The following is a 26339-nucleotide window of genomic DNA, read 5'->3' as shown; positions in this document are numbered from 1 at the left end:
CTCCCTGGACGTGATCGCTCAGGCGCGATGTCATGCCTGTCATGCAAAGGTTGCCTTTGCTTCCGCGATCAATGGACTCCCTGTCTCGTCTTCACGATGCATATGTTTCGCCAATCTAAACGAACTGCATGTAAATGCAACGCTTCTTCTGAGCAGAACAGTGTCCACGCCGTCCAACCAGTCATTGGACCAAAGTCCAATACAAACTTTTGTTCAACATGTATAGGCTGAAATTCTCTACCTGCGGGTCAAGAGGGAGTTTGTCATGCAAATCATGAATTTGGCCTGAAGCGAACCCGGGTGCGAGCCCAGTCTACGAGCACAAGAAAGCGGAAGCCGGGAAGAAGCGTGATGCTGCGACTGAAACCGCTCATCACGGCATGAGCCAGTAAAAGTGCTTTTCATTCGCAAGGTACCACGCGTTCGCGGCAAGATATAAGAGCTTTGCAGACCAGCTTGAACAGTGGCATTACGTCAGTATCAGTGCGTGTTTCTCCCTGCCATGCCGACGGTGCCGATTTGGGCGCGCCCCGATTTGTCGCCGGTAAATGTTCAGGGTGACCTGCCGGGAGGATAGTTATGCTGATCACACCGGATACCCAACGGGTGCTGTCCCGGCAATTGCTCGATGTACTGATCCGTGCTGGACTTGTCGCCGTTCTGGCCATCTTCTGTTTTCGGATCTTTGTCCCGTTCCTCAACCTCATGGTCTGGGCATTGATTCTTGCGATCACGCTGTATCCGCTGCAGGTCAGGCTTAGGCGTTCGCTCTCCGGCAAGGATGGTCTGATCGCCACGGTGATCATCCTTTGCGCGTTTGTAGTCATTCTCGTGCCGACCTATCTGCTGGGCGTCGCGGTCGCCAGTTCGATCGAACGGGCAATGGCCATTTTCAAGAGCGGCAGCTTCCAGATTCCGCCACCGGATCAATCCGTGGCGGCCTGGCCGTTGATAGGCCGGCGGGTATATGACTTCTGGACGCAGGCGTCGACCGATCTCACTGGCCTCGCGCAGAAGTTCGCACCTCAACTCAAGGAAGCCGGGCTCGCGATCCTCGGCACGGTCACGGGGCTGGGCGCGGGATTACTGGTCTTTTTCATTGCGCTTATCGTCGCTGGCATTTTCATGGCGCATGGAGAGAAGGGCTACCAAAGTTCAGTGCAGATTGCCTCGCGCATCTCGGGTCCGGAGAACGGCCAGCAGATTGCCGATCTATGCACGTCGACCATTCGGGCCGTGGCGCAAGGTGTGGTCGGTATTGCGTTCATCCAGATGCTGCTCATCGGCATCGCGTTCATCGTCATGGGTATTCCCGGCGCGGGCCTGCTCGCGCTCGCCGTGCTGCTGATCGGCATCATGCAGCTACCCGCGACGCTGATTACCGTACCCGTCATCATTTTCGTGATTGTTACGCAGGGGGTGAGCACGGCGACCATCATATTCTCGGTCTACGTTTTCGTTGCCGGTCTGGCCGATAACGTGCTCAAACCACTGTTGCTGGGCCGTGGCGTCGCGGTGCCGATGCCCGTGGTGCTGATCGGTGCGATCGGGGGCATGGTGACGGGCGGCGTCATTGGACTCTTCATCGGTCCTGTCATGCTCGCCGTGGGCTACCAGCTGTTCTGGCGCTGGGTGAAAGACCAGCCGGCATCCGGGCAGCGCCCGACACTCGAACAACCCTGAGACTCCAGAGACCACGCCGTGTCGCCTTTAATGCTCCCCCGCGGGGTGGCGATGCCGCTTCGGACAGTGTGGCTGATCGGCAGCCTCACGGGCTTCCTGAACGGGTGCATGCGCGTGGGTCCGGACTTCCATCCGCAGCACGAGGCGTGGAGCGAGCACTGGAGTAGCGCATCGATCGGACAGGTCACGCAGCAGGCAGCGCAACCCGATGCGCGTCAGTGGTGGCAGATTTTCGGCGACGAGAACCTCGAGCGTCTGATCGCGCAAGCCGATGCAAACAACGGCGACCTGAAGATCGCCGGTCTGCGCGTGATCGAGGCCCGCGCGCAGCTCGGCATCGCGCTTGCGGGACGCTATCCCCAGCTGCAGCAGGTCAACGCCGACGTGCTTTACGCGGCGCGCAAGAACTCGGATGGATTCAACCCGCGCTCGGGTGCCTACTGGCAATACGGCGCGGGCTTCAGCATCGGCTGGGAACTCGACTTCTGGGGGCGCTTTAGCCGCGCAATCGAGTCGGCCGATGCCGCTTTCTTTGCCGCGCAAGCCAACCGGGACGCCGCGTTGGTCCTGTTACATGCGCAGGTCGCCGATACCTATTTCACGCTGCGCACGGCCGAGGCGCGCCTGCGCATCGCGCGCGACAACGCCCGCTTGCAGAAGCGCAGCTACGACATCGCGCAAAAGCTTTTCAAGAGCGGCGAGACGGATGAGCTGGACTTCCAGCAGGCCAAAACGCAGTATCTGGGCACGCTGAGCAGCATCCCCGAACTCGAGAGCCAGATCGTGCTCGCGCGTCACGCGCTATCCGTGCTGACGGGGCGACCACCCGGTCCGCTGCCGGAACTCGACGTGCAGTCCGGCAAGCAGGGCGTGATTCCGCTCGTCGATCATGCCGTGCTGCAGGACGTGCCTGCCGATCTGCTATTGCGTCGTCCCGATGTTCGCGCTGCCGAGTATCAGATGGCCGCGCAGTCGGCATTGATCGGCGTGGCGAAAGCCGATCTCTATCCGTCCGTGTCACTGCTGGGCTCGCTCGTCTGGAGCGCGAGTTCGCTCACCGGCTCACCGAACACGCTGGCCGTGGTAGCCGGCCCGAGCGTCACGTGGAACGTGTTCGACCATGGCCGGATCACCAACAACGTGCGCGTGCAGGACGTCCGGTTGCAACAGTTGACGGTCGCGTATCAGAACACCGTGCTCGAAGCCGCGCGGGAAGCCGATGATGCCGCGACCGCACTGATCGCCGCATTGCAGCGGGACACCATTCTGAACGACGCTCAAGGGGCCGCGCGGCGGTCCCTCACGCTTGCCAATACGATCTACCGCGAAGGGTATTCAGACTTCCAGCGCGTGCTCGATGCCCAGCGCGCGTTGTTCGCGCAGCAGGACGCGTACATCGTCAACCGCAGCAATGCCGTGGGCAGCCTGATCGCGCTGTACAAGGCGCTCGGCGGAGGCTGGTACGCGCAGCAGCCGATCGTCGATGCGGCGACCCGCGCGCAGATGCAGGAACGCACCGACTGGGGCGATCTGCTGAACGAGCCGCGCGCGCAGCCGGCTGCCGCCATTCCGTCCTCAGGTCCCTCCCAATGAGCGACACGCCCGAGTCCTCCCATGCCGCGCCGACGCCGGCGCCGTCGCCCGACGCCGATCCATCGGGCAGGGCGATGAAGTGGATTGTCGGCCTGATCGTCGTGAGCCTGATCTGGTATCTGCTCGCCGACCGCTTTACGCCTTACACGCAACAGGCGCGTGTGCAGGCCTATGTCGTGCCCGTTGCCGCGGAAGTATCGGGACGGGTGACGCGCGTCCTCGTGCATAACAACCAGGAGGTCAACGCGGGCGACGTGCTGTTTGAAATCGATAGCGACCAATACCGCATTGCCGCCGATCGCGCACGGGCCGACCTCGACTCCACGCGCCGTCAGGTCGGCGCCAGCACGGCCGGCATCGATTCGGCGCTCGCATCGCTGCGAGCGGCGATCGCAAACGAGATCAAGGCGCGGCAGGACAGCGAGCGCCTCGAACGGCTGTACCGCGAAGACGAGGGCACGGTCTCGCTTCGACGCCTCGAGGTCGCGCGCGCGACGCACGAGCAGGCTCAAAGCCAGGTTGCCGCGGCGCGTGCCGAAGTGGAGCGCGCACGCGAGCAGCAGGGCGGTCACGACGAAGAGAACGCGCAGTTGCGCAGCGCGGCGGCTGCCGTCCAGAAGGCTGAGCTCGATCTGGCCAACGCGCGGATCACGGCCCGCACAGGTGGCGTCATCACCGATCTGCGCGCCGAGGTCGGCCAGTTCGCGGCGGCGGGCAATCCGGTGATGACGCTGATCGCGGTCCGCAACGTGTGGGTCAGCGCCGATATGACCGAGAACAACCTGGGCCATCTCCGGCCCGGCACGCCCGTGGCTATCGCACTGGACGCACTGCCGGGCGAAGTCTTCGAAGGGCGGGTCCGCAGTATCGGTTATGGCGTGAGCGTGGGGCAGAGCACGCCACCCGGCAGTCTGCCCACCGTGCAGAACAGCCGCGACTGGCTGCGTCCCGCCCAGCGCTTTCCGGTGATCGTCGAGTTCGACCCGGGTGAGCGTACACGTCTGCACAACCTCCGCATCGGCGGGCAGGCCGAGGTGATGGCGTTTCCGAGTCAGGGCAATCCGCTCAATCCGCTGGGCCGCGTGTTTCTGCGCGTGATGAGCTGGGTCTCCTACCTTTACTGACGTCCATGGCAAGCACACTCCAGCTCCCCGGTCGCCGTGCGCTGCGCATTGCCACAGGGACGGCACTCTGCCTCGCGGTCAGTTTCGCGCTGGACCTGCCGATTCCCGTGGTCGGGCCGGTGTTCGCCGTCTTTCTGCTCGCGACGCAAAACCGGCCACTGTCGTTCAAGGCAGGCATCGCGTTCGCGCTGGTCGTCGCGTTGACCACGGGCAGTGGCTTGCTCCTTGTTCCGCTGCTTCGTCATTACGCATTCGCTGGCGTGATGATCACGGCTCTCTTGCTCTTTCTTGCCTTTCGCTACGGATTGCGCGGTGGGAACAATCTGGTCGCCACCTTTCTGGTGGCGGGACTGACGATGATCTCCGCAGCGGGTACAGCTGACTTCCAGTTAGCCGTGACGGTCGTTGGCGCACTGGTGAAGGGGCTCGTGCTTGCCGTGGTGGTGTCGGCCGTGGTTCACCGGCTGTTTCCCGAACCCGTGAGCGCGCGGCTGCAACCTGCCGCGCCCGTCATGCCGAAGGACCTGGCCGTACGCGTTGCGCTGCGCGCCGCGCTGGTGGTCATGCCCGTCTACCTGCTCGCAATGACCGATCCGGCGAGCTACATGCCCATCATCATGAAGTCCGTCAGTCTCGGCAGACAGAGCTGCACCACGACGGCCCGCAGCGCGGCGCGCGATCTCATCGGCTCCACGCTGCTAGGCGGCCTGCTCGCGGTCGCGTTCTGGTTTGCGCTCAGGCTCTTCGTGGACCTGTGGATGTTCTTCCTGTGGATGCTGCTGTTCGGTCTGCTGGTGGGACGCAAGCTTTATCGCCTCAGCCCGACGCGTTACTCGCCGGGTTTCTGGCTGAACAGCCTCGTCACGATGATCATCCTGCTCGGCCAGTCGGTGCAGGATAGCGTGGTGGGCAAGGACGTCTACAGTGCATTCGCGGTGCGCATGGGGCTCTTTCTGGCAGTGACCCTCTACGCGTGTCTGACGCTTCAGCTTTTTGACCGCTACAGCCGGGCGCACTGACACGCTGATTTCTGATTGGACCAAGGTCCAATACCGCTGGTGCAATGCAGTGAATAGACTTAATGAGGAGCGCGTGATGCCTTTTGACGATTCCGCGATCGATCATGTTCGCTGGCGGAGGCGGACGACGCTACGAGACCGGCGAGGCAGAAGCCAGACGGTTACCGCAAACCGAATCGCCCCATCAGATACGTTCCGGAGAAAGGTCTAGCCGCGATCGGGTGAAGCCAGGGCGCCGCGGTTCCGCAGTCTGTCCACAATGCGTTGCTTCGAGCTCTGTCGAAGGTCTGTTCAGGAGAACACCAGATGACAAAGTTGCTGGTCGACGTGGTCATCTTTCTTGCGTCGGCGCTGATCGCCGTGCCGGTGGCAGTCCGCCTCGGCTTTGGGGCAGTACTGGGTTATCTGGTGGCGGGCATCATGATCGGCCCGTGGGCACTGAAGCTGGTGACCGACGTCGACGCGATCCTCCATTTTTCCGAATTGGGCATCGTGTTAATGATGTTCGTGATCGGACTTGAAATGCGGGTCGACGCCCTATGGGCGATGCGCCGCACCATCTTTGGCTACGGCACGATGCAGATGACCGTCTGTGCCGCGGCGTTGTTGGGCGTTTTCATGTTGTTAGGGTTGCCATGGCGTATTGCGTTGACGGGCGGGCTTGCGCTCTCGCTGTCATCGACGGCAATGGTGATGTCCGAACTTCAGGAGCGCAAGTTAATGGAGATGCCAACGGGCCGCGCCGGATTCGGCATTCTCCTGTTCCAGGACATGGCAGCTATCCCGCTGATTGCGCTGCTGCCGCTGCTTGGACCGACGGTGCCCACCGCCGCAGCGGAACCGGGTTGGCTCGTAGCCTTGAAAGCACTGGCCATGCTGGGTGCGATCGCGCTTGTTGGCCGCTATCTGTTGCATGTCGTGTTGCGTGTGATCACCAGCATTGGCGTTCCCGAGATTTTCACGGCGTTTGCACTGCTCTGGATCGTGGGCATCTCGTTGCTCATGGAGAGCGTTCATCTGTCGATGTCTTTGGGCGCCTTTGTCGCAGGTGTGCTGCTCGCGGATTCGGACTATCGCCACCAGGTCGAAGTCGACATGGCACCCTTCAAGGGTTTGTTGCTCGGTTTGTTTTTCATTGCAGTGGGAACGTCAATTGATTTTGGTGTGTTGATGCGCGAGCCGGTCCGTGTCGCGGTACTCGTCGTGGCACTGGTCGGTATCAAGTCGATCGCGCAGTGGTTCCTCGCGAACAGATTTGGCGTGCCGCCTTCGCAACGCGGCTACTTTGCGATTCTGCTGTCACAAGGCGGCGAGTTCGCGTTTGTGGTGATGGCCGCTTCATTGGCTGCGGGTGTTATCGATCAGCGCCAGTCGTCCCTTGTCACGCTGGTCGTTGCGCTCTCGATGGTCACGACGCCTTTACTGCTGCTCGTGCATCGCCGGCTCTTGCAGCCATTCGCCAGTCGTGAGGTCGGAGAGGGGTAGTCGAGAGGATCCATTGCGCGTAGCCGGATCGCGGATTACCGGGGGGCCGTCGATTGCGACGAATCCCTTCATGCCTGATGCAATCAGGCAAGAACCACAAGGAGCGCCGCTGACATGTCAAACGAACGCGAACCTTTGCTTGACCCAATCGACAGAGTGAGCGAGATCGTCTTTGGTGTGCTGATGGCACTGTCGTTCACGGGCGCCCTCAGCGTTGCGACCGCCGGCCGCCAGGAAGTCCGGACGATGATGTTCACCGCACTCGGCTGCAACCTCGCCTGGGGGCTCGTGGATGCCGTCATGTGTCTCATACGCACAGCAACTGAGCGACGCAGGAAGGTTACATTGCTGGCGCGGCTTCGGGCGACACAAGACAAGCCCGAAGCGCACCACTTGATTAAAGATGCGCTCCCGCAACTTTTCGCATCCATCGTCCAGCCTGCGGCGCTCGACGAACTGCGCCAGGGGCTGCTTACCGTAGGCGAGCTGTCTGTCCGACTTGACGGGAGGGACTATGCCGCCGCATTCGGCGTATTCGCGCTCGTCGTCCTGGCGACTTTCCCGGTCGTGATTCCATTCATGTTTATTTCAGAAGTCATGCTGGCATTGCGCGTCTCGAATGCACTGGCGGTTGTCACGCTCTTCATCTGCGGTTTTGCGCTCGGCCGGCACACCGGCGGAAGACCCGTGGTGTCCGGTCTTGCAATGTCCGGAATTGGCGTCGCGCTGCTTGCGATCATCATCGCTTTAGGGGGTTGATCTGGATTATCTGCTACAGCAAAGTACGCAGCTCTCTGAAGCGCTTTCTGCGTCTGTGAAATTGCAACCGGGGCGCGTAACAGAACAACTGTCGGTGGAGTACATCCTTTAGACCATTGCAGCAACACGGTTTGACCGTGAACCATGATGGAGGTAACCATGCACAGAAGAAGTTTTATACGGACGGGTAGCGCCGCGCTCGCTGTTTCGGGCCTTACGCTGGCGGGCTTCACGGTGACACTGGGCGACGCCCTCGCCGGCGAGTCCAACTCGGCGAAACGGCAGGAAATCGACGCCAAGGTCCACGCGACCTTATCGCGGCTGTACGAGACAGTCAAAGGTTCGAAGGAACTCGTCGGCAAGGCGAACGGCGTTCTCGTGTTCCCATCCGTGCTGAAGGTCGGCTTCATCGCCGGCGGCGAATACGGCGAAGGCGCATTGCACGTGGGTGGGAAGTCGGTTGGTTACTACAGCACGGTGTCGGGCTCATTCGGCTTGCAGGCAGGCGCACAATCGAAGGCCGTCATCTTTCTGTTCATGACGCATGATGCGCTCAGCAAGTTTCGCAATTCCAAAGGCTGGTCGGTCGGTGGCGAAGGGTCGGTCGCGCTGCTGAAGGTCGGCGCGAACGGCGAGATCGATACGACGACGGCCACCGCGCCCGTCGAAGCGATCGTGATGACCAATGCCGGCCTGATGGGTGACGTGTCGCTCTCGGGCACTAAAGTTTCGCGCCTGAAAATCTGATAGCGGAACTTGCTGTGTTTGTTTGGCCAGGTTTCAACCGATCGACGCGATGGAGTTGTCGTCCCGCCAGATCGGCAACCGGGTGCGCGCGCCCGCTTCGGCGCTCAGCGTGCAAACTGCGCCTTCGCAAGCTGGCCCAGGCGTCGGACGCCGTCTTCGACACGTTCGCTCCAGACGTGCCCGGCGCTCAGTCGCAGGCAATTTCGAAAGCGCCGGCTCGCGGAGAAGACGTCGCCGGGCGCAAAGCAGATGCCTTGCTCGAGCGCTTCCTCGAAGAGTTCGCGTGAATCGAAGCCCCTCGGCAGTTCGAGCCAGAGCATAAAGCCGCCTGCTGGCCGACTCACCTTCGTGTCGGCGGGGACGCTTGCCTCGATTGCACGCGTCACGCGCGCGAGGTTCTGTTCAAAGATGCGGCGGATACGGCGCAAGTGCGTGTCGTAGGCGCCGCTTTCCAGGAAGTCCGCGAGCGCGATTTGTGGCAGGGCCGGGCCGCACAGCGTGAATGCGAGCTTGCGCTCCGTCAACTGCTGCGTATAGGCAGCCCGCTGCGATCCAGCCGATCCGGTATCCAGGCGCAAGACTCTTCGAGAACGAACTGCAATAGATAGTATTGGCATCGCGACAGAAGATTCACGATTATCGTTGTGGCCGTCGCGGCTCGCCAAGCGAAATTGTGATGGTCGATTCAGTCGGAATTGTGACTGTTGTGGTCGGCACGCGAGCGCTACGATGCGCGTGTTCCGATCGCATCAGTAAGAGCGCAGACGCTGCATGTAGCACAGCGGATAGCCGGAACCTTTACTTCCAGACATGTCGGGTAAAACCATGAAAGTAAAAATCGCCTATATCGATGAACCGCCGTTCTACTGGATGGGTCCCGATGGTTACGTGACGGGCTCGGATATCGAACTGGCCGATGTGGTGCTGCGCGCAATCGGTGTGACATCCATCGAACATCATTTGACGTCGTTCGAAGAATTTCTGCCTGGGGTACAAGAAGGCCGCTGGGATATGAACGTGCCGATTTTTGTAACGGCCGAACGCGCAGAGCAGGTTGCGTTCAGCGTGCCCGTCTGGGCGCTGGGGGATGGGTTCGTCGTGCATGACGGAAATCCCAAAACGCTGACGAGCTACAGGGCCGTAGCAGAGCGTAACCACGCGCGGTTGGGGATTATTACTGGTCAGGTACAGCTCAACTCCGCAAAGTCGGCGGGCGTGCGTGATGACCAAATCGTGATGTTCAAGGACCAGCCGGAGGCAATTGCTGCGCTACTCGCAGGAAAGATAGACGCATTCGCCGGAACGGCCGTCGGGAACCGCGTAGTTGCCAGTGCAAACAAGGAACTGGAAGCGGTTGCACATGCGATGAGCCAGGAAACGGGAGCGCCTGTCGGCGCCTTCTCGTTCAATAAGAACAATGCTGCTCTTTTGCAGGCTGTGAATGAACAGCTGCGCAAGTACGTCGGTTCGGCGGACCATCGCGCGCGCATGGCGAAGTACGGCATCACGGAAGCGGAAATCGACAGCGTAGCGACTGCACAAGGTTGACCAACACGCCATCCAGCCAATTGGAGACACTATGAAGAGATCATATAAGGTAGTTGACGTGTTTACTTCGCGACCACTGCTGGGCAATCCGGTTGCTGTGGTACTCGACGCGGAGGGTTTATCCACGGATGAGATGCAGGCTGTCGCACGCTGGACGAATCTTTCCGAAACCACGTTTGTCCTTCCGGCTACGACAGACGAGGCGGACTATCAGTTGCGGATCTTCACGCCGCGCAGTGAGCTTCCCTTTGCTGGCCATCCGACGCTCGGCAGTGCTCATGCCATTCTGGAAGCGGGCCGTGTAACACCTCGCGCGGGCGGGCGATTGATTCAGCAATGCGGCATTGGCCTCGTCGAGTTGACGATCGAAGAGCAACGAGGAAACCGCCAGTTGGCCTTCGATCTTCCTCCCGCAAAGATCGAGCCGCTGCACGCAGCGGATATTGCGGATATCGAACTCATTCTCGGCTGCAAAGTCGACACCAAGGCTGCGCCCGCTATCGTAAATGTCGGCCCGATTTGGGTCATCGCGCAGATGGACGGTGCGGCTACCGTGGTCAATCTTCGGCCAGATCTCGCGAGGTTGGCGGACTTCGAGCGCCGCCTCGGCGTCACGGGATTGACCGTATTCGGCACTCGCGACGGTGGAGATGCGGCGATAGAAGTGCGTAGCTTCGCACCGTCATGTGGCGTTGAGGAGGATCCTGTCTGTGGAAGCGGTAATGGCAGCGTCGCTGCATTCCAGTGGAAGCGCGGCCTGTTGCCCGCCGACGGCGGAAGCTATGTCGCGACACAGGGACGTTGTGTCGGTCGGGATGGACGAATCGAAGTACACGTGGATACGAACGGGAATGTACGTATCGGCGGTTCTTGCGTCACCTGTGTGGACGGCTCGCTGACGCTCTGAAAGCCGCACTGGGTAAGGCACTCGATGGTCCGTAGCCAACACTAAGTATGTCGAAATGAATATCCATTCACCCACGATATAAGGCGTGGGTGGTTCAATCTCACCTTTCAATGCCTGGCTGGTCATGCAGGGTCTGTGACGTTGCCGCTGCGCTTGTCGAAAGGACGAGACAATTTCTCACCGCGTGGCGCATTTCCTGCAAGATATTTGCAGCGCAAAATGTGCGCTGTCCCACCTAGGTCCCTGTCGCTGCGCCACCCGATGTTCTATCGTCGATCTGAGGCAGTGTATTCAGACAAAACAGTGACCGGCGCGTACATCATTGCTCCAATAACCAGCGTCTTTTGACAAAAGGGCGTTTTCCAATCGTTTTTTATCAGTCGAGAGAGCGACGGTTGACGAGCGGGCCATTGCAAATTTCAGCGCTTCACGGCGGAGCTGACACAACTCGAAATCGAAATGGCCTGTATGCGCAGGCTACACGCACCCGTCGAATGATCAGGGGAGTTCAAATTTCCAGGAGCGAATTTCGTGGAAGAACTCGACGAATTCTTCTGGAGTGACCTTCTCGACTACATCGATGAAGGGCGGGTCATTGCGGTGGTGGATGACGGGCTGCTGCCCGTCAGTCAAGACGGTCAGTCCATGGGATTCGATGCGCTTGTCGCCACCCGGTTGGCCGAAAAGCTCCGCATCGGCCTGGCTGAGTTCGACAACCCTCCACGACTGGATGACGTCGTCAGCCGTTACCTGTTACTGCCGCGCGCGCGCAAGGAAGACCTGTACGTCCGCACGTCTCAGGTCGTGAGAGATCTGGCGATCGAACCTCCTCAAGCGCTGCTGGACCTCGCCGCCGTATCCCCGTTCGATCTGTTCGTGACCCTTTCGTTTGACGGCTTGCTGACTCGCGCAATCGACCTTGTCCGTCACGGCGGGGACACGCGCACTTCGGTTGTGAGCTTCTCCCCAAATCGGCCTGCCGATCTACCGCTCCCGCGCGGGCGCCTGACCACGCCAACCGTGTTCCATCTGCTCGGCCGCCAATCGTCAGCACCCGATTGGGTGATCTGCGACGAGGACCGCCTGGAGTTCCTTCACGCGTTGCAGGACGACGCGCGTCAGCCGAAGCTGCTGTTCGATGCGTTGCGCGACGACCATCTGCTGCTGCTCGGTTGCCGGCTGCCGGACTGGCTCGCGCGCTTTTTCCTGCGCGCAGCCAAGAACGAGCGGCTCTCGTCGCCTCGCCAGACGGTGGAGTACCTGGTCGATCCAATGGCCGCACGCGACCCTGCGTTGAAAGCCTTTCTCGCCGACTTCAGCCCGGCGACCCGTGTCGTGTCGCTGGAGCCGACTGTCTTTTGCGCCGAGTTGCGCGCCCGCTGGAGCCAGCGTCACCCCGCGGGCGTTGCGAAGGCGCCGTCGGCACCCGTCGTGCCGCGCGCCATCGAAGGTGCGGTGTTCATCAGCTATTCGAGTCAGGATGTAGACGCCGTGCAAGGTCTCGCGCAGGAACTCGATGCTGCGGGCATCGACGTATGGTTCGACCGGAGCGAGCTTCGGGGCGGCGATGATTGGGAGCGCAGTATCCGGCGCGGCGTGGACACGAGCAGCCTGTTCATGCCCGTGATTTCGCGCGCCACGCAAGACCCGGACCGGCGGCGGGACTACTTCTGGCGCGAGTGGATGGCCGCCGACGAGCGCGCTCGCGGCATGGCGCCCGACGAACCCTTCCTGCTCCCGGTGGTGATCGACGACACGCCCAAGTACGGCGACTGGCTTCCCGACCGCTTTCGCTCCGCCCAATGGATGACGCTGCCGGGCGCGCGCACTGACGAGACGTTCGTCGCGCACGTGCGCGATCTGTACCGGCAAATCTCCAGCCGCTGCCGGCGGAGCTGATATGGCTGATGAAGCGGTTGAATCCGGGCACGCAGGACTGTCGGCAGAGGCGCTGACGCCGGCGCGCCCCTGGCCTGGCCTCGCGTCTTTCACCGAGGCGGACCAGTACTTTTTCCGCGGCCGGGAGAACGAGGCGGAAGAACTCGCGCGGCTGGTGCGTCGTGAAGTGCTGACCGTCCTGTTCGGCCGCTCGGGGCTAGGAAAGACATCGTTGCTCAATGCGGGACTTTTTCCGCGTTTGCGCGAGAACCTTCATGTGCCCGTGATGATACGTCTCGCGCACGGCGCCGCGTTGTCGCTGCGCGACCAGGTCTGGCAGGCGCTCGCCGCCGCTTGCAGTGCCGCTGGCGTCGACGCGACAGCGCCGCTGCCGGAGGCGTCATTGTGGGAGCACTTTCATCGCGCCGGCGCGGGGTTCTGGAACACCCGCAACCGGGCCGTGATACCCGTGCTGGTTTTCGACCAGTTCGAAGAGCTGTTCACGCTCGGCCAGGTCGACGAGGAGACGCGCCGTCGCGCCGCCGGCTTCGTCAGCGAGCTTTCAGACCTGATTGAAAACCGCCCGCCGGAAGCGTTGCGTCAAGCGCTCGATTCCGGCGCGGTACCCGCGCAGAGCATCGATTTTAGCCGCCGGGACTGCAAGGTCGTCCTGAGCTTCCGCGAAGACTTCCTGGCGGACGTGGAAGGCTTGCGCGTGAACATCCCGTCGCTAATGCGCAACCGATACCGCCTGTTGCCGATGGACGGCTTCCAGGCCCGAGCGGTGATCGACAGCGGTGGCGCGCTCGTGGCGCCGACGGTGGCCGAACGCATCATCGGTCTCGCGTGGCGCAATCGCGCCGAAGCGCCTTCGGCAGACGACTATAGCCGGATGGAGGTCGATCCCGCACTCCTGAGCGTGATCTGTAGCGAACTCAATTTGCGGCGTATCGCACAGGGTAGCGATCACATCGGTGCCGAGCTGGTGGCGAGCGCCGAGCGCGAGATCCTGGTCGATTTCTATGAGCGCTCACTCCGAGATGTCGACCCGCGTGTGCGCGTGTTCATCGAGGATGAGCTGATCACGGACGCCGGCCATCGGGACAGCTATGCGCTCGATGATGCGCTCGTGCTGCCCGGTATCTCACGCACCGATATCGAGCGGCTCGTGGCTGGCCGGCTGCTGCGCGTCGATGAACGCTTCGGCGTGCGCAGGCTCGAACTTACCCATGATGTGCTGACACGCGTTGTCAAGGACAGTCGCGATGCGCGGCAGGCCCGTGAGGCGGCGGCGGCCGCCGCCGCGCGCGTGCGTGAGGCGTTGGAGATACAACGGCGTAACCGTCGCAACGCGATGTGGGTTGGCGCCGCCTTCGCGTTTGCAATGGCTTTGCTAATCGGTGCGGGATATGCCGCATACGAAGCGACGGTGCAACGAAACCGTGCGCGTGTCGCGCAGAATGACGCCGTAGCCGCCAAGCAGCAGCTGGTCAAGGAGACCGAGAAATCGATCCAGGCGAAGGTCGAAATCGGGGAAGCCCAGCAACAGTTGCAGCGGGCGGCGGTGGAGTTTCAAAAGATGCGTGACTCCGCAGCGGAGGCCAATAGTCGTGCGAAAGAGGCGCAGGCGATCGCAGTGAAGGATGCCGAATTGGCAGCGATTCAGCAGAAGCGGGCAGACGAAGCCACCGCGCATGCCGGGCAACTGACTCGCGATGCGATTATCTCCGGCGTGATTGCCAACGCCAGTGCCGAGGACGCGGAGCATCCCGATCGCGCGCTGCTGCTGGGCGCCGAAGCGAGCCACGCCGCCCCAATGCGGCTGGATGCGCAGCTTGCGCAACTGGCGCGGCTGATTGCCGACGACGGCGTACACAAGATGATGCGGATCGGCGACAAGGTGACCGCGTCAGCAACCAGCCCTGACGGCAAACGGATGGCCATGGGCACCAACGGCGGCGACGTCATCGATCTGGACCTGACGACCTGGACCGTGCTGCGGCGCTGGAAAGGCCACGAAGGTGCCGTGCTGGCGCTGGCGTACGACCAGGCCGCGTCACGTCTCGTATCCGCCGATGCAAAACATACAGTCGTCGCCTGGCAAGCGAGCGATGCGAAGGAACTCGGGCGTGTCTCTGTCGGCGATGCCTCTGACATCAAAAAGATTGTCGTCAGTCACCACGGCCAGTTCGTCGCGGTTGCAGGCCATTCATCTGTGTACGTGTCGACGATGCCCGGGCAACCGGGTGTCCCAGTGCTCAAGCGCCTTGGCACTGGCGACGGTCAATGCCTTGGATTCGACCGCGACGACGCCACGCTGCTCTACGGTTCGGGGGATAGCGTTGTCGTTGCACCGCTCCCCGGCACCGGTACCGGGACCGGTACTGAACCGTCGCCCAGGGCGACACGCCCTTTGCTCGCGCGCACACCCGACTGCCGCTTCGATGCGTTGCTCCACGCCAACCCCGACGGAAAGCGCGTCGTCGAGCTTCGCGATGAATCAACGGACTCGGTCATCGGAACTTTGGACGGAGGCGAAGGCGAACTACAGGCGGTCTTCGAGCCCGGAGGCGGCTTTTTTGCGCTTCGAAATGGCCGAACGACTAGCGTGTGGAAGGTACAACCTCTGCAAAAGATCGGCACGGTTGCTGATGAAAACGGCAGGGCCGTTCGCATGTCATTGAGCCCGGACGGCCGCTGGCTGGCCACCGCCCTGGCCAGCGGCGAGGAGCTGGTTCAGCCGACCAACGGCGGCCGGGCGCGAGTCAAGACCCGGCAAGGACAGCGCGTTGCCGCCTTCCAGTTTTCGCCGAATGGGGACACCGTCGCGTATCAGATCGATCAACAGGAGACGCTGTACACCGTATGGTCGCTCGCGCCGGGGTCGGTGTTGCGGTCCGGTAAATCCCTGTACCACGCGGAGGAAGTGGAGTTCAACCGCAATGGCAAGGTTCTGGCGACCGTCCCCTCGGGCACGGATATCGCCGACTTCTGGAATCCCGACGATGCCGTGCAATTGCGCAGCGAACGCGGCATGCTGCGCGCCGAGTTTAGTCCTGACGGTTCGCTCCTCGCTATTCAGCGCGCCAACGGCACGGTCGATGTACTGGATATGACGGGCCATGTCCTTCTGCCGCTTCAGAAGCCGGTGGATGCCGATGTAGAGCGCTTTGCGATAAGTTGGGACAACCGGCGCCTTGCGATCACGCTGTCCGACGGTTCGATTCATGTGTACGAGATCACTCCGGCCGGACACGAAACCGTGCTGTCCGGGAAGCGCGGGTCGGAAGTCGTCGCGTTTAGCCCCGACGGCCGGGTGCTGGCGGTGGCGGGCGGCGATGGCGTCGTGCGCCTGTATCGCTTCGGGTCGCAAAAGGCCATGACAGAGTTGCCTGATCCGCATAAGGATCGCGTGCGTCAGCTGGCATTCAGCCCTGACGGCAAGCGGCTCGTATCGGGCGGCGACGATGAAATGGCGATTCTGCATGACGTCGAAAGCGGACAAACCGTGGCGAAGTTCGGCCCTCATGACGGCCCGGTTGACCGGCTGGTATTTATCGGCAACGGCGAGGCGCTCGTCAGCGGTGACGCGAAGGGGGAACGACAGGTGTGGGATCTCCGAAAGGGGAGCCAACTGGCCCGGCTGCGTGCCGCGGGCGGCACTGTATCAAGCGTGGACATCAGTCCAGGCGGACGTCGCGTGGCCGTGCTGCATGAGGATCAGACCGTGTCGTTGCGCAACTGGGACAGCGAGTCGATGCTGACAGATGCTTGCGCGATTGCGAATCGCAATCTTGACTGTGCGGAGTGGCGACAGTTTATGTCGGGGGTGCCTTATCGGAAGACGTGTGCGGCGCTGCCTGCGCCGAAGCCGGTTTGTCGGTGAGGGGAATATCGACGGCTGATGATGGCGACCTCGATCAACGCGATTTTTTGCGGGGAAGGGCGTTATTCAGGTGTGAGCGGTCTTCGCGGTGTCTAGATCCGTGAAGTTCAAAAGGCTGCTGGACGAATGTAGTTGCTAATTTCACGCGCCCCGCATCGACCGACGATTTCGTCTTATCTTAATCGACTTCCTCTTCGTGAACGCCTAGCATTAAAGCTGCCGCTTCGCGAGGAGATAGCCATGTTGTGTGTCGTCTGCGCAAAAGAGGTCCCCGTCAGCAAGGACCAGAACCCGTGGTGCTCGGAACTGTGTCGCGGCAAGTGGCAACGCCGCCAGCCTTTCCTGTTTGCAGACCTGAAGCCCAAGAATCGCGACCTGCGCAAAGAGAAGCCGATCCCGCAGCCTGCGAACACGGGAGAAAATCTGCTTGCCGCCGTCTTGCAGAGCAACACATTCGACGACGACACACTCGCCAGGCTGCGCGGCGTAACAACGGCCACGCGGCCCCTTGCGATCGAAAAAGAGGTCGGGTCCGGCTTTCACAAGAATGCTACGCACTACCAGCAGAGAAGCGGCAAAGTCGAAACAACGCCGATCAGCGCCGACCGCATGCTTGAAATCGCGATCATGGCGTACAACACGGCAATCCTGCTGCATCAGGCAAAAAAGCCGGTGATCCTGTATCGAATCGCGGGCAAACGCACGCTGACCGAAGAAGAGCAGAAGCAGACGTTGTCGAGTTCCGTGCGCGCGAAAGTCGATGTCGGAGCCACGGAGCGCAAGGAAGTGTGGCCGATTGAAAAGACGGCGGCGTGGATTCAGGGCGCCATGCGTGCGCGCGTGAGCTTCGTGTTGCTCAATGATCCGCGTGAGGATCTGGTCGGCGGCGTTGACAAAAAATCCGACGCGATTTATGTGCGCGAGATATTCCAGATCATTTCGACGCACTATGTCATCGGTAAGGCAACCGATGACATAACGCCAAAGGCACAGCTTACCTGCGCAAAAGGCAAGATCCTGCCGTTCGTGCTGAACCCGCCGGACAAGACTCTCGGCCCGCTGCCGCTGATTCCGCGCATGAATCAGATGATCGACTGGAGCCACACATGGGATGGCTCGAAGTCGTCGCTGACAATTGGCGATCCCGCTGAATTGATCCGTGATCAACTGACTCAGACATTCAAGGAAGCGGGAACCTCGCTTGGTATTCCGGAGTATCCGGCGAAGAATTGGAAAGTGGACTAGGTTGGAAAAGGGTTGAAGGGGGGCGTGGAGAGGTTTTGGTGGGACAGCAGCCGACGCGATCCGGCCGCTCAACTTCTCTGAGAGCGGCCGTTCGAAGCACGCACTTACTCATCCTGGTCCGACGGGAGCCGCGAGAATCGGAAATTGCAATGGCTCGCGCCGCCGGCCAATGTTTGTGTCCTTTCCAGGTGGATGCCTCGCGTTGCATAGGCGTCGAAATCAAGTCCGCAAATGTTCGGCAGGATCTCTTTATCTCCATGACGAGCCGCGAATTTGCAAAAGCCGCAAGCTGTGTAGTTGATGCCGAACTCAAAGCTGTCACCCGGGCCCGGCTCGACGAAATCGTAGACGAAATCTTCCGGAAACTCTTTCTGATGACTTTTTGCAGCCTGCTCGCGCAGCAAAGCCTGATTCTCTGACGACAGGAATTGACGCCCCGAGGCAAGACGTTCCGCTTCGGGCACGGTGAGCAACTGCGCCTTGTAGGTTTCTCGCTCGATTTCGCCGATCACGGACAGCGACACGCCGTGTCGCCGGAGCACTCGGCCGATGGCCATAAAACCTATCAGACGTATGAAGAAATCGCTCATACGACTCGCTGCGCCGCCGACATAGGGCATTTGCGTGAGCACGATTTCGAATTCGTCCATCACCTCCTGCCTGATCCCATCAATATCGGACAGATGCGCACGCTCGCACATCATCGATTCGGCAAGGTCGAGGCGATGCTGCATGGCAGCCTCCATGGCACCGCGATGCGACTCGTAAAACGGATGAATGATCCCGGCCATTGGACACCTCTCTAACACCATTGGCCCATTGTAGGCTTTCCCGACAATCCACCACTACAGGTCATTCACCGCTATGTTCGCTGGCCCCGCAGCCGGCACGCCCGGGCGTCTCTTGCCTGGTGGCCGGTGGGCACCGCAAAGCGCGAGCGGCACAGAAAAGACAGCCCTACGCGTCCGGTGGGCTATCATGCCAGTCCTCTCCGAAGTAGCTCCTTATGATCTCCGTCCGTAATCTCACGCTGCGCCGCGGCGTGAATGTCGTACTCGACAGTGCGTCCGTCACCTTCACTCCCGGCGAAAAGATTGGTCTTGTCGGCCGCAATGGCGCCGGCAAGTCGTCGTTCTTCGCCCTTCTCAACGGCACGCTGCACGAAGATAGCGGCGAATTCTCGATTCCCGCTGCATGGAAGATGGGCCAGGTCGCACAGGAGATGCCGGAGACCAGCCAGGGCGCGACCGACTTCGTGGTCGAGGGGGACACCGTGCTGCTGGCTGCGCAGGCCGAGGTAGCCGCCGCCGAGGCCAGCGACGATGGCATGCGCATGGCGCACGCCTACATGGCCCTGCACGACGCCGGTGCGCACGATGCCCCCGCACGTGCCCAGGCGCTGATCCTGGGCCTTGGCTTCAGTGCTGCGCAGCTTAACCAGCCGGTCAACAGTTTCTCCGGCGGCTGGCGCATGCGACTGCAGTTGGCGCGCGCGCTCATGTGCCCGTCGGACCTGCTGCTGCTCGACGAACCGACCAATCACCTCGACCTCGACGCGCTGGTCTGGCTGGAAGCCTGGCTCAAGCGTTATCAAGGAACCTTGGTAGTGATCAGCCACGACCGCGAATTCCTCGACGCCGTGACGCAGGTGACGGTACACGTCGACAACGCCAAGCTCGTGCGTTACGGCGGCAACTACAGCAAGTTCGAAGACATGCGTGCTGAGCAGCTCGTGCTGCAGCAGGCCGCGATGGCCAGGCAGGTGGAAAAGATCGCCCACCTGCAGAAATTCATCGACCGTTTCAAGGCCAAGGCCTCGAAGGCGAAGCAGGCGCAGAGCCGGGTCAAGGCGCTCGAACGCATGGAGAAGATCGCACCAGTGCTTGCCGACGCAGAGTTCAACTTCGAGTTCAAGGAGCCGCTCAACGTCCCGAACCCGCTGCTGTCGATGCTGGACACGAGCTTCGGCTACCCGGCGCCGACCGGCGCACTGCCGGGCACGCCGCCCACGGTCATCGTGCGGGGCATCAACCGTTCCGTGCTGGCCGGGCAACGCATCGGCATCCTCGGTGCCAACGGCCAGGGCAAGTCCACGCTGGTGAAGACGGTGGCGCACGCACTGGCACCGATTGCTGGCGAAATCAGCGAAGGCAAAGGCCTGAACATCGGCTACTTCGCACAGCAGGAACTCGACGTGCTGCGTCCGCTCGACACGCCGATGGAACACATGATCCGCCTTGCCAGGGACACGCCGCCGCACATGCGCGCGCCCGGCCAGAGTGGCACCGAACAATCGCTTCGCACCTTCCTCGGCACCTTCAACTTCAGTGGCGACATGGTCCATCAGGCAGTCAACACGATGAGCGGCGGCGAAAAGGCGCGGCTCGTGTTGTGCATGATCGTGTGGCAGCGCCCCAATCTGCTGCTGCTCGACGAGCCTACCAACCACCTCGACCTGGCCACACGCGAAGCGCTAGCGATGGCGCTCAACGAATTCGAAGGCACGGTGATGCTGGTCAGTCACGACCGGGCCCTGCTGCGCGCCGTATGTGATGAGTTCTGGCTGGTCACCAAGGGCGGCGTCGAGCCGTTCGACGGCGATCTGGACGATTACCAGCAATTCCTGCGCGACGAAGCCCGTCGCATGCGCGAGGAGGCTGCCGCAGAGCAGAAGGTCATCGCTTGAGAGACCCCCAGGCGGGCGGCGGGTGTGGCATGGGAGGCGAAGCGCGGACGGCATACTGAAGAAGCTGACCGCCCAGGCATCACGCGACGCTCGATCAGGAATGCGAGGAAGCGGAACTTCGATCCGCGGGGGATTGATTTCAGGCGTGTCGCGTAACCTGCCGGCTCACTACCTGCCTGCCCGCGTGGTTCACACGCGCCATCGAACGAGTTCGATGGCGCGGCGACTTTGCTCCAGGCGTGATCATCGTGACGACCAGACGGCTGCGCATTGGGCATCTGACCGGTCCCGGCGGGTACGGCCGGCTGCATGCCACTACGTCGAGATGTATAGGGTTTATACCTATCTCAACAACATTCAATTGTTCTGCGAGGGCTTAATTACGAACCGCCTCCGGCCTAGACTTGCATCACTGAAACGCAAACGGGTGTTTGCGAAGCAATCAAAGCCTGGAGGTAAGTATCATGAAACTCGTTCAATCGCTCGTTGTTGCTGCTGCCCTCGCAATTCCCGCTGTCTCGTCGTTCGCCCAATCCAACCAGGCGGCCGCACCAGTCAATACGCAGGCCACGCAGACGGTTGCAGGTGCTGCAGATTCTGGCGGCGTCGCCGATGGCACGTCAGCGTCGGGCAGCCATCACGAACTGCGTTCGTTCCGCAGCGCTGTTTCCCGCGTGGGCCACAAAATCGAAGGCTCGATCCGCCCGGATGCAAACGATGGGATGAAGCCGGTGTATTTCGGTTCGTAAATCGCGGATTGATTGCAGGGGTGACTGTCGACGAACCGGTGTCTGACAGTGGTGACCTGTAGAGGTATTCGCTTCGAGACGCGCAGGCATGCCTGCGCGTGTCTGTTTTCCTTCCTCTGCTGTTTCGCTGCACCCTGCAGGGTTGTTCAATAAACGCGGGACAGAAAACCCTGGATCTGCGCCACCACACCCGCGCCTTCACCGACTGCCGAAGCGACTCGCTTGGTCGACCCTGAGCGGACATCGCCAATGGCGAAAACACCTTCGACGCTCGTCTGCAACGATATCGAGAGCACGTTCGCATCGGGAAGATCGATGCCCGTCCGCACGAAACCGTTGTTGTCGAGCGAGATGCCGCATGTGTTGAGCCAACTCGTGTTGGGATCCGCGCCGATGAACACGAACAGGTGATGGATCGTCATGTTCCCCTCGATCCCCCCGGCGCCGCGATAGTACACACGTTCGAGACGCTCGGTTCCTTCGAGCGCGGTCAGTTCGACCCGCGTATGAACCGTCACGTTCGGCAGCGCCAGGACGCGCTCGATCAGGTAGTGCGACATGCTGTCCTCGAGCTTCGCGCCTCGAATGAACACGTGTACATGCTCGGCGTGCGATGAGAGAAACACGACAGCCTGGCCCGCCGAATTACCCCCTCCGATCAGCAACACCGGTTCCTTGCGACATAGCTTTGCTTCGATCGGCGTAGCCCAATAATAGACGCCACGGCCCTCGAAACGTTCGAGATCCTCGACGACGGGTCGCCGGTACTCTGCGCCCGTTGCGATGACCACAGTGCGCGCGGTGATTCGATGGCCATTGGTCAGCTCCACGACGGGCGGTTGCTTGTCGCAATACAACGCCTTGACCTCGCACGGAATGCCGATATGTGCGCCGAACTTCTGCGCCTGAACGAAAGCGCGGTCCGCAAGCGCATGACCCGTGATGCCCGTAGGGAAACCGAAAAAATTTTCGATGCGCGCGCTCGCGCCGGCCTGGCCACCGGGTGCGCGACAGTCGAGCACCGCGACCGACAATCCCTCTGATGCTGCGTAGACGGCTGCCGCAAGTCCAGCGGGACCCGCGCCGACGATTGCCACGTCATAGACATGGGCGGGGTCGAAGTCGGGAATCAGTCCAAGACACGACGCAAGCTGCCCCTCGTCAGGATTGCGCAACACCGTGCCGTTTGGACAGACAACGAGCGGAAAATCATCCTGCTGAGGTGTCAGTCCTTCGAGTAGCGCGACGGAATCGGCGTCCTGTTCCGCATCGAGTGTGACGTTGGGATACGTGTTTCGGCGCAGGAAGTTCTGCAACGCGAGCAGCCGGGGATTCCCGGGCGCGCCGACCAGAACGGCGCCGTTCACGCGTTCCATTGCAACGAAGCGCCTGAGAATCAGCGCGCGCATGATCTTTTCGCCAAGCTCCGCTTCACCGATCAGAAGTGGACTGAGGTCGTCGGGCCGGACCAGCACAGCTTCGACATCTTCGATGACGCACGAATCCACGAAGGAAGGCTTGTTCGAAAACTGGTTCACGTCAGAAGTGAATTCGCCGCGCTGGGTGAAAGTGTGAATGATCTGCTCGCGGCCGAGACCATCGCGGGCGACAGCCCGGATCTTGCCGGACAGCAGAACGAACATGCCCGGGGTGCGCTCTCCAACGCGATAGATCATCGTGCCTTTGGGGTAGCGCGACACTCTGCCAAAGCGCCGAACCCTGCTGATTTCAGCTTCGCTGAGGATGGGAAACAGTTGCTGGAGGCGTGGATGACTGCGCACGAACGGGGCGTCGGTCATCGAGTCGTCGTCGCTGCGGGGCTCGCCTTCTGCGGGCTGAGGGAAGGGCGTAGCGCTGCCCGGTACGGACTCGTTGCTCATCACGCATCCTCCAGCGGCTAGCGAGCGGAACTGCGACCGACACGGTCAAGCGCGTCGCTATCTGAACGAACCAGTGGCTGACGACCTTCGACTGTCGATAACGGCCTGAACGAAGCATCTCAAGCTAGAGGGCGTCGCTGAGTGAAATTTTCGGCTTGAAACTCGCTTCGGAAGGTGGCGCGCAACTCAGCTTTGACGCGGTCCCGCAGGTCTGCGTTGCCTCGGGGCCAATTTTGCAATCGCGTCGAAGCGGGCGTCATGACGTCGCTTGACGCTTGCAGGAACAATCGACGAAAAAATGCGTCACGCGCACGTCGTTCAGCAGGATTGGGATCGTCTCCACGCGTAATGTTATCGACATGACGAGTGCCGCGCATCCAAGGTGTCATCGAATCTGCTCGCGATTCGAAGTCTCCAGAATAGTGAAGCAAGGGAATCGAGATATCTGCTCGATTGCATTGCGGAATTTTTCGGGTCTGATTCGCACGGACACCGATCGGACCGGCTCCGCGAGGATTTTCCCTTGAATTATTGAACGCATAGTCATAAACTCCGGTGCATGACCGATAACACTGCACCCCCGCGCACGCGCGCCGGCAAACCGGAGGCGGCGTGCCCGCGCGGCCGTCCGCGCGAATTCGATACGGCCGCCGTGCTCGCTGAAGCCGGCAAGGTGTTCTGGCGCAACGGTTTTCACGCGACATCCGTCGACGATCTCTGCAACGCGACGGGCGTGCTGCGCGGCAGCCTGTACGGCGTGTTCGGCGACAAGCACGGCATCATGATGGCCGCGCTCGACCATTACGCGGAAGGGGCGATTGCCGGCCTCGTCGAGCGCCTGAACGCGAATGTCCCGCCCGATGTCGCGCTACGCAATGCGCTGCTGCACCACACGCGCACTGCGTCGACGCTGACGGGCTGCTTCATCACCAATAGCACACTCGAACTACAACCCGACGACGAAGCGCTGCACGCGAAAATCCGCGCGATCCAGCGGCGCGTCGTCACGCTGCTCGCGGCGGCTGTGATCCGCGGGCAGGCCGCGGGCGTGTTCAACGGCGACCTCGATGAAAAGGCGGCCGCGGATTTTCTGCTGTGCATGACACAAGGCCTGCGTGTGCTCAACAAATGCAAGCGCAAGGAAGACGAACTGAAAGCAGTCGTCGATGTGGCGATGCGCGCGCTCACCTGAAATTTTTTTCTCGAATTTTTGAACGTTCAGTCATGAATGATAGATGCATGAAAGCGTCGGGCGTGAGTTTGCCGTCCGCATCCCGTCCAGGCGTCGACAAGCCGGAGCCGCGCGCCGAAGCGCAAGGCCAGCAGCGCTTCGAGCGGCAAGGGCTCGCGCTGACCGTGCTGTTCGTCGGCGCATTTCTCGCGCCGCTCGACTATTTCATCGTCAATCTGGCGCTGCCTGCGATCCACACGGGCCTGAACGCCAGCGACGCGCAATTGCAGCTGATCGTCTCCGCCTACGCGTCAGCGTATGCGGTGTTGCTGATCACGGGCGGGCGGCTCGGCGACCTGTTTGGCCGGCGGCGCATGTTCATGACGGGGATGGCGGGCTTCGTCGTCGCGTCGGCGCTGTGCGGCTTTGCGCCGAATGGCCACGTGCTCGTGATCGCGCGCATCGTGCAGGGCATGGCGGCCTCGGTGATGGCGCCGCAGGTACTCGCGACCGTGCGCGCCGTCGTGCCGCTGCATCAGCAGACTCGCGTGATGGGCTTTTACGGCTTCGTGTTTGGACTCGCGTCGATCGTCGGGCAACTGGGCGGCGGCGCGCTGATCACATACCAGCCGTTTGGCCTCGACTGGCGTGCCATCTTTCTGATCAACATTCCCGTCGGCGTGCTGGCGTTTATCGGCGCGTGGAAATATGTGCCGGAGAATCAGTCGGCGACGCGCGAGGGCGTCGATCTGAAAGGCGTCGCGCTGCTGTCGCTGGTACTGATCCTGCTGATCTATCCGATGACACACGGCCGCGAAGCCGGCTGGCCGTGGTGGACCTTCGCGATGTTCGCGCTCGCCGTGCCTGCGCTTGCTGCGTTCATCGCTGTCGAGCGTCGCGTCGAGCGTAGTGGGGGCAGCCCGCTCGTCGATCTGCAATTGTTCCGCAATCCGGCCTTTTCGACGGGGCTCGTGCTGGCCTTTCTGTTCTATTGCAACAGTGCGTTCTTCCTCACGTACGGCATCTATCTGCAGACAGGCTTGCACTGGACGCCGCTGCAATCCGGCATCGCGATCATGCCGTTCGCGCTCGGCTTCGTCGCCGGGCCGTTGACGTCGCCCGCTGTCGTGCGTCGCATTGGCGGTCATGTGCTGACGCTCGGCTTTTCGATGATGGCGGTTGGTTTTTCGGTGACAGGCTGGGCTGCGACGCACGCGGCGCTCGGTCCATTGTTTTATGCGGGGCTCGTCCTTGCCGGCGTCGGGCAAGGGCTCGTGTTGCCGTCCATCATGCGCATCGTGCTCGGCGAAGTAGAACCGGCGAAGGCCGGGCTTGCGTCGGGCGTGGTGACGTCGACGCTACAGATCGGCTCGGCGTTCGGCACGGCTGCCATCAGCGGCGCGTTCTTTGGCGCGTTGTCGGCGAATGCATCGGCGGCGGGCTATGCGTATGCGTTCCAGCGTAGCCTCGCGATCAATGCAGTATTGATGGTCATCTGCATTGCGCTCAGCGTGACGCTGGTCCGGCATCAGCAGCGCGCTTCTCTGCGCGCGATCAAAATGGCTTAGGGAAAATCCCGAGCGGCTGCATATTTGTATTTCGACAGAACAAAAATACACCTGAAAATGGTCGGATAACGTTTTCGCTGTTTAGAGTCATACGATTGCAGTCTCGGTGTATTGCGCATTGCAACTAATCTTGCCTGTTCAGCAGTGATGCGCTTATTCACAGATGACAGCGATTAATCGCGCAGCTTGGTTTTTAAACCCGTGATAACGCGCAGAATGTCAGCATCATGACAGCGGGTGGTCCGGCGTATTTACGTATACCCTGAAGATGCCGCCTAAACTTTGGTGGGAGTCGTGCTGCGCGACAACATGCCGCCTTTCCCGGCAGGCGATTGCCGAACTAAACAATAACGAACGAACGTTCGCGATATCTGGCCGTCTATTTCGTTTTTGCTGCAAACGCTTCCAATA

Annotated in this window: 19 protein-coding genes; 16 read left to right on the top strand and 3 right to left on the bottom strand. The window is 61.3% G+C overall.

Translation table 11 applies throughout. The annotated features are described in order from the left end of the window. Positions 1-579: 579 nt before the first annotated feature. The 7 genes from C2L65_RS23730 (at position 580) to C2L65_RS23700 (ending at position 8410) form a co-directional block, all read left to right on the top strand. Positions 580-1683: an AI-2E family transporter gene (locus tag C2L65_RS23730; RefSeq protein ID WP_042308831.1), complete on the top strand. Its 1104-nt coding sequence runs from the start codon at positions 580-582 to the stop codon at positions 1681-1683. A gap of 51 nt (positions 1684-1734) precedes the next feature. Further along, positions 1735-3276: a TolC family protein gene (locus tag C2L65_RS23725; RefSeq protein ID WP_042308830.1), complete on the top strand. Its 1542-nt coding sequence runs from the start codon at positions 1735-1737 to the stop codon at positions 3274-3276. Next, positions 3273-4400 (top strand): HlyD family secretion protein, encoded by a 1128-nt coding sequence (locus C2L65_RS23720; protein ID WP_042308828.1) that lies wholly within the window; start codon positions 3273-3275, stop codon positions 4398-4400. Before C2L65_RS23725 ends, C2L65_RS23720 begins: the two co-directional genes overlap by 4 nt. 5 nt (positions 4401-4405) lie before the next feature. Further along, positions 4406-5419 carry a DUF2955 domain-containing protein gene (locus C2L65_RS23715; RefSeq protein ID WP_042308826.1) on the top strand — a complete coding sequence of 338 codons (1014 nt, stop codon included), beginning with the start codon at positions 4406-4408 and terminating at the stop codon, positions 5417-5419. A gap of 306 nt (positions 5420-5725) precedes the next feature. Continuing rightward, on the top strand, positions 5726-6904 hold the full coding sequence (locus C2L65_RS23710) for a monovalent cation:proton antiporter-2 (CPA2) family protein (RefSeq protein ID WP_042308824.1): 1179 nt from the start codon (positions 5726-5728) through the stop codon (positions 6902-6904). 114 nt (positions 6905-7018) lie between these two features. Next, entirely contained in the window at positions 7019-7663 is a 645-nt protein-coding gene (locus C2L65_RS23705) for a VIT1/CCC1 transporter family protein (RefSeq protein WP_042308822.1), read from the top strand. 159 nt (positions 7664-7822) lie between these two features. Beyond that, positions 7823-8410, top strand: a complete 588-nt coding sequence (locus tag C2L65_RS23700) for a BPSL1445 family SYLF domain-containing lipoprotein (RefSeq protein WP_042308820.1) — start codon at positions 7823-7825, stop codon at positions 8408-8410. A 104-nt stretch (positions 8411-8514) separates the two neighbouring features. Here the strand turns inward: C2L65_RS23700 and C2L65_RS23695 are convergent, their stop codons facing one another. Continuing rightward, the gene (locus C2L65_RS23695) at positions 8515-8988 is read right to left on the bottom strand and encodes an aminotransferase-like domain-containing protein (RefSeq protein ID WP_233446524.1); all 474 of its coding nucleotides are present in this window, start codon (positions 8986-8988) and stop codon (positions 8515-8517) included. Positions 8989-9235: 247 nt separating this feature from the next. On the opposite strand from C2L65_RS23695, the gene C2L65_RS23690 reads away from it, so the two are divergent. From C2L65_RS23690 to C2L65_RS23670, 5 genes are all read left to right on the top strand, one after another. After that, a complete protein-coding gene (locus C2L65_RS23690; protein ID WP_042308818.1) occupies positions 9236-9958 on the top strand; it encodes a transporter substrate-binding domain-containing protein in 723 nt (240 codons plus the stop codon). A gap of 58 nt (positions 9959-10016) precedes the next feature. Continuing rightward, the gene (locus C2L65_RS23685) at positions 10017-10865 is read left to right on the top strand and encodes a PhzF family phenazine biosynthesis protein (RefSeq protein WP_233446523.1); all 849 of its coding nucleotides are present in this window, start codon (positions 10017-10019) and stop codon (positions 10863-10865) included. Between the two features lie 531 nt (positions 10866-11396). Then, entirely contained in the window at positions 11397-12764 is a 1368-nt protein-coding gene (locus C2L65_RS23680; protein WP_042308815.1) for a toll/interleukin-1 receptor domain-containing protein, read from the top strand. Position 12765: 1 nt separating this feature from the next. Continuing rightward, a complete protein-coding gene (locus C2L65_RS23675) occupies positions 12766-16629 on the top strand; it encodes a WD40 repeat domain-containing protein (protein WP_042308813.1) in 3864 nt (1287 codons plus the stop codon). A 132-nt stretch (positions 16630-16761) separates the two neighbouring features. Then, positions 16762-17874: a hypothetical protein gene (locus tag C2L65_RS23670; protein WP_233446522.1), complete on the top strand. Its 1113-nt coding sequence runs from the start codon at positions 16762-16764 to the stop codon at positions 17872-17874. Positions 17875-17978: 104 nt separating this feature from the next. On the opposite strand, the gene C2L65_RS23665 is transcribed toward C2L65_RS23670, so the two are convergent. Next, the gene (locus C2L65_RS23665; protein WP_042308810.1) at positions 17979-18665 is read right to left on the bottom strand and encodes an L-2-amino-thiazoline-4-carboxylic acid hydrolase; all 687 of its coding nucleotides are present in this window, start codon (positions 18663-18665) and stop codon (positions 17979-17981) included. Between the two features lie 215 nt (positions 18666-18880). Here C2L65_RS23665 and C2L65_RS23660 point away from each other — a divergent pair, with 215 nt between their 5' ends. Further along, entirely contained in the window at positions 18881-20560 is a 1680-nt protein-coding gene (locus tag C2L65_RS23660; protein WP_042308807.1) for an ABC-F family ATP-binding cassette domain-containing protein, read from the top strand. A 464-nt stretch (positions 20561-21024) separates the two neighbouring features. Then, complete coding sequence (locus tag C2L65_RS23655; RefSeq protein ID WP_042308805.1) at positions 21025-21309, top strand: hypothetical protein; 285 nt, start codon at positions 21025-21027, stop codon at positions 21307-21309. 146 nt (positions 21310-21455) lie between these two features. On the opposite strand, the gene C2L65_RS23650 is transcribed toward C2L65_RS23655, so the two are convergent. Continuing rightward, positions 21456-23189: an FAD-dependent oxidoreductase gene (locus tag C2L65_RS23650; RefSeq protein WP_042308803.1), complete on the bottom strand. Its 1734-nt coding sequence runs from the start codon at positions 23187-23189 to the stop codon at positions 21456-21458. Positions 23190-23748: 559 nt separating this feature from the next. On the opposite strand from C2L65_RS23650, the gene C2L65_RS23645 reads away from it, so the two are divergent. Continuing rightward, positions 23749-24381, top strand: a complete 633-nt coding sequence (locus C2L65_RS23645; protein ID WP_042308800.1) for a TetR/AcrR family transcriptional regulator — start codon at positions 23749-23751, stop codon at positions 24379-24381. Positions 24382-24428: 47 nt separating this feature from the next. Then, the gene (locus tag C2L65_RS23640; protein ID WP_042308798.1) at positions 24429-25928 is read left to right on the top strand and encodes an MFS transporter; all 1500 of its coding nucleotides are present in this window, start codon (positions 24429-24431) and stop codon (positions 25926-25928) included. Positions 25929-26339: the final 411 nt, after the last annotated feature.

Source organism: Paraburkholderia terrae (assembly GCF_002902925.1).
Lineage (GTDB): Bacteria > Pseudomonadota > Gammaproteobacteria > Burkholderiales > Burkholderiaceae > Paraburkholderia > Paraburkholderia terrae.
The sequence above is the reverse complement of the archived record's forward strand: the minus strand, read 5'-3'. Positions and strand labels throughout refer to the sequence as shown.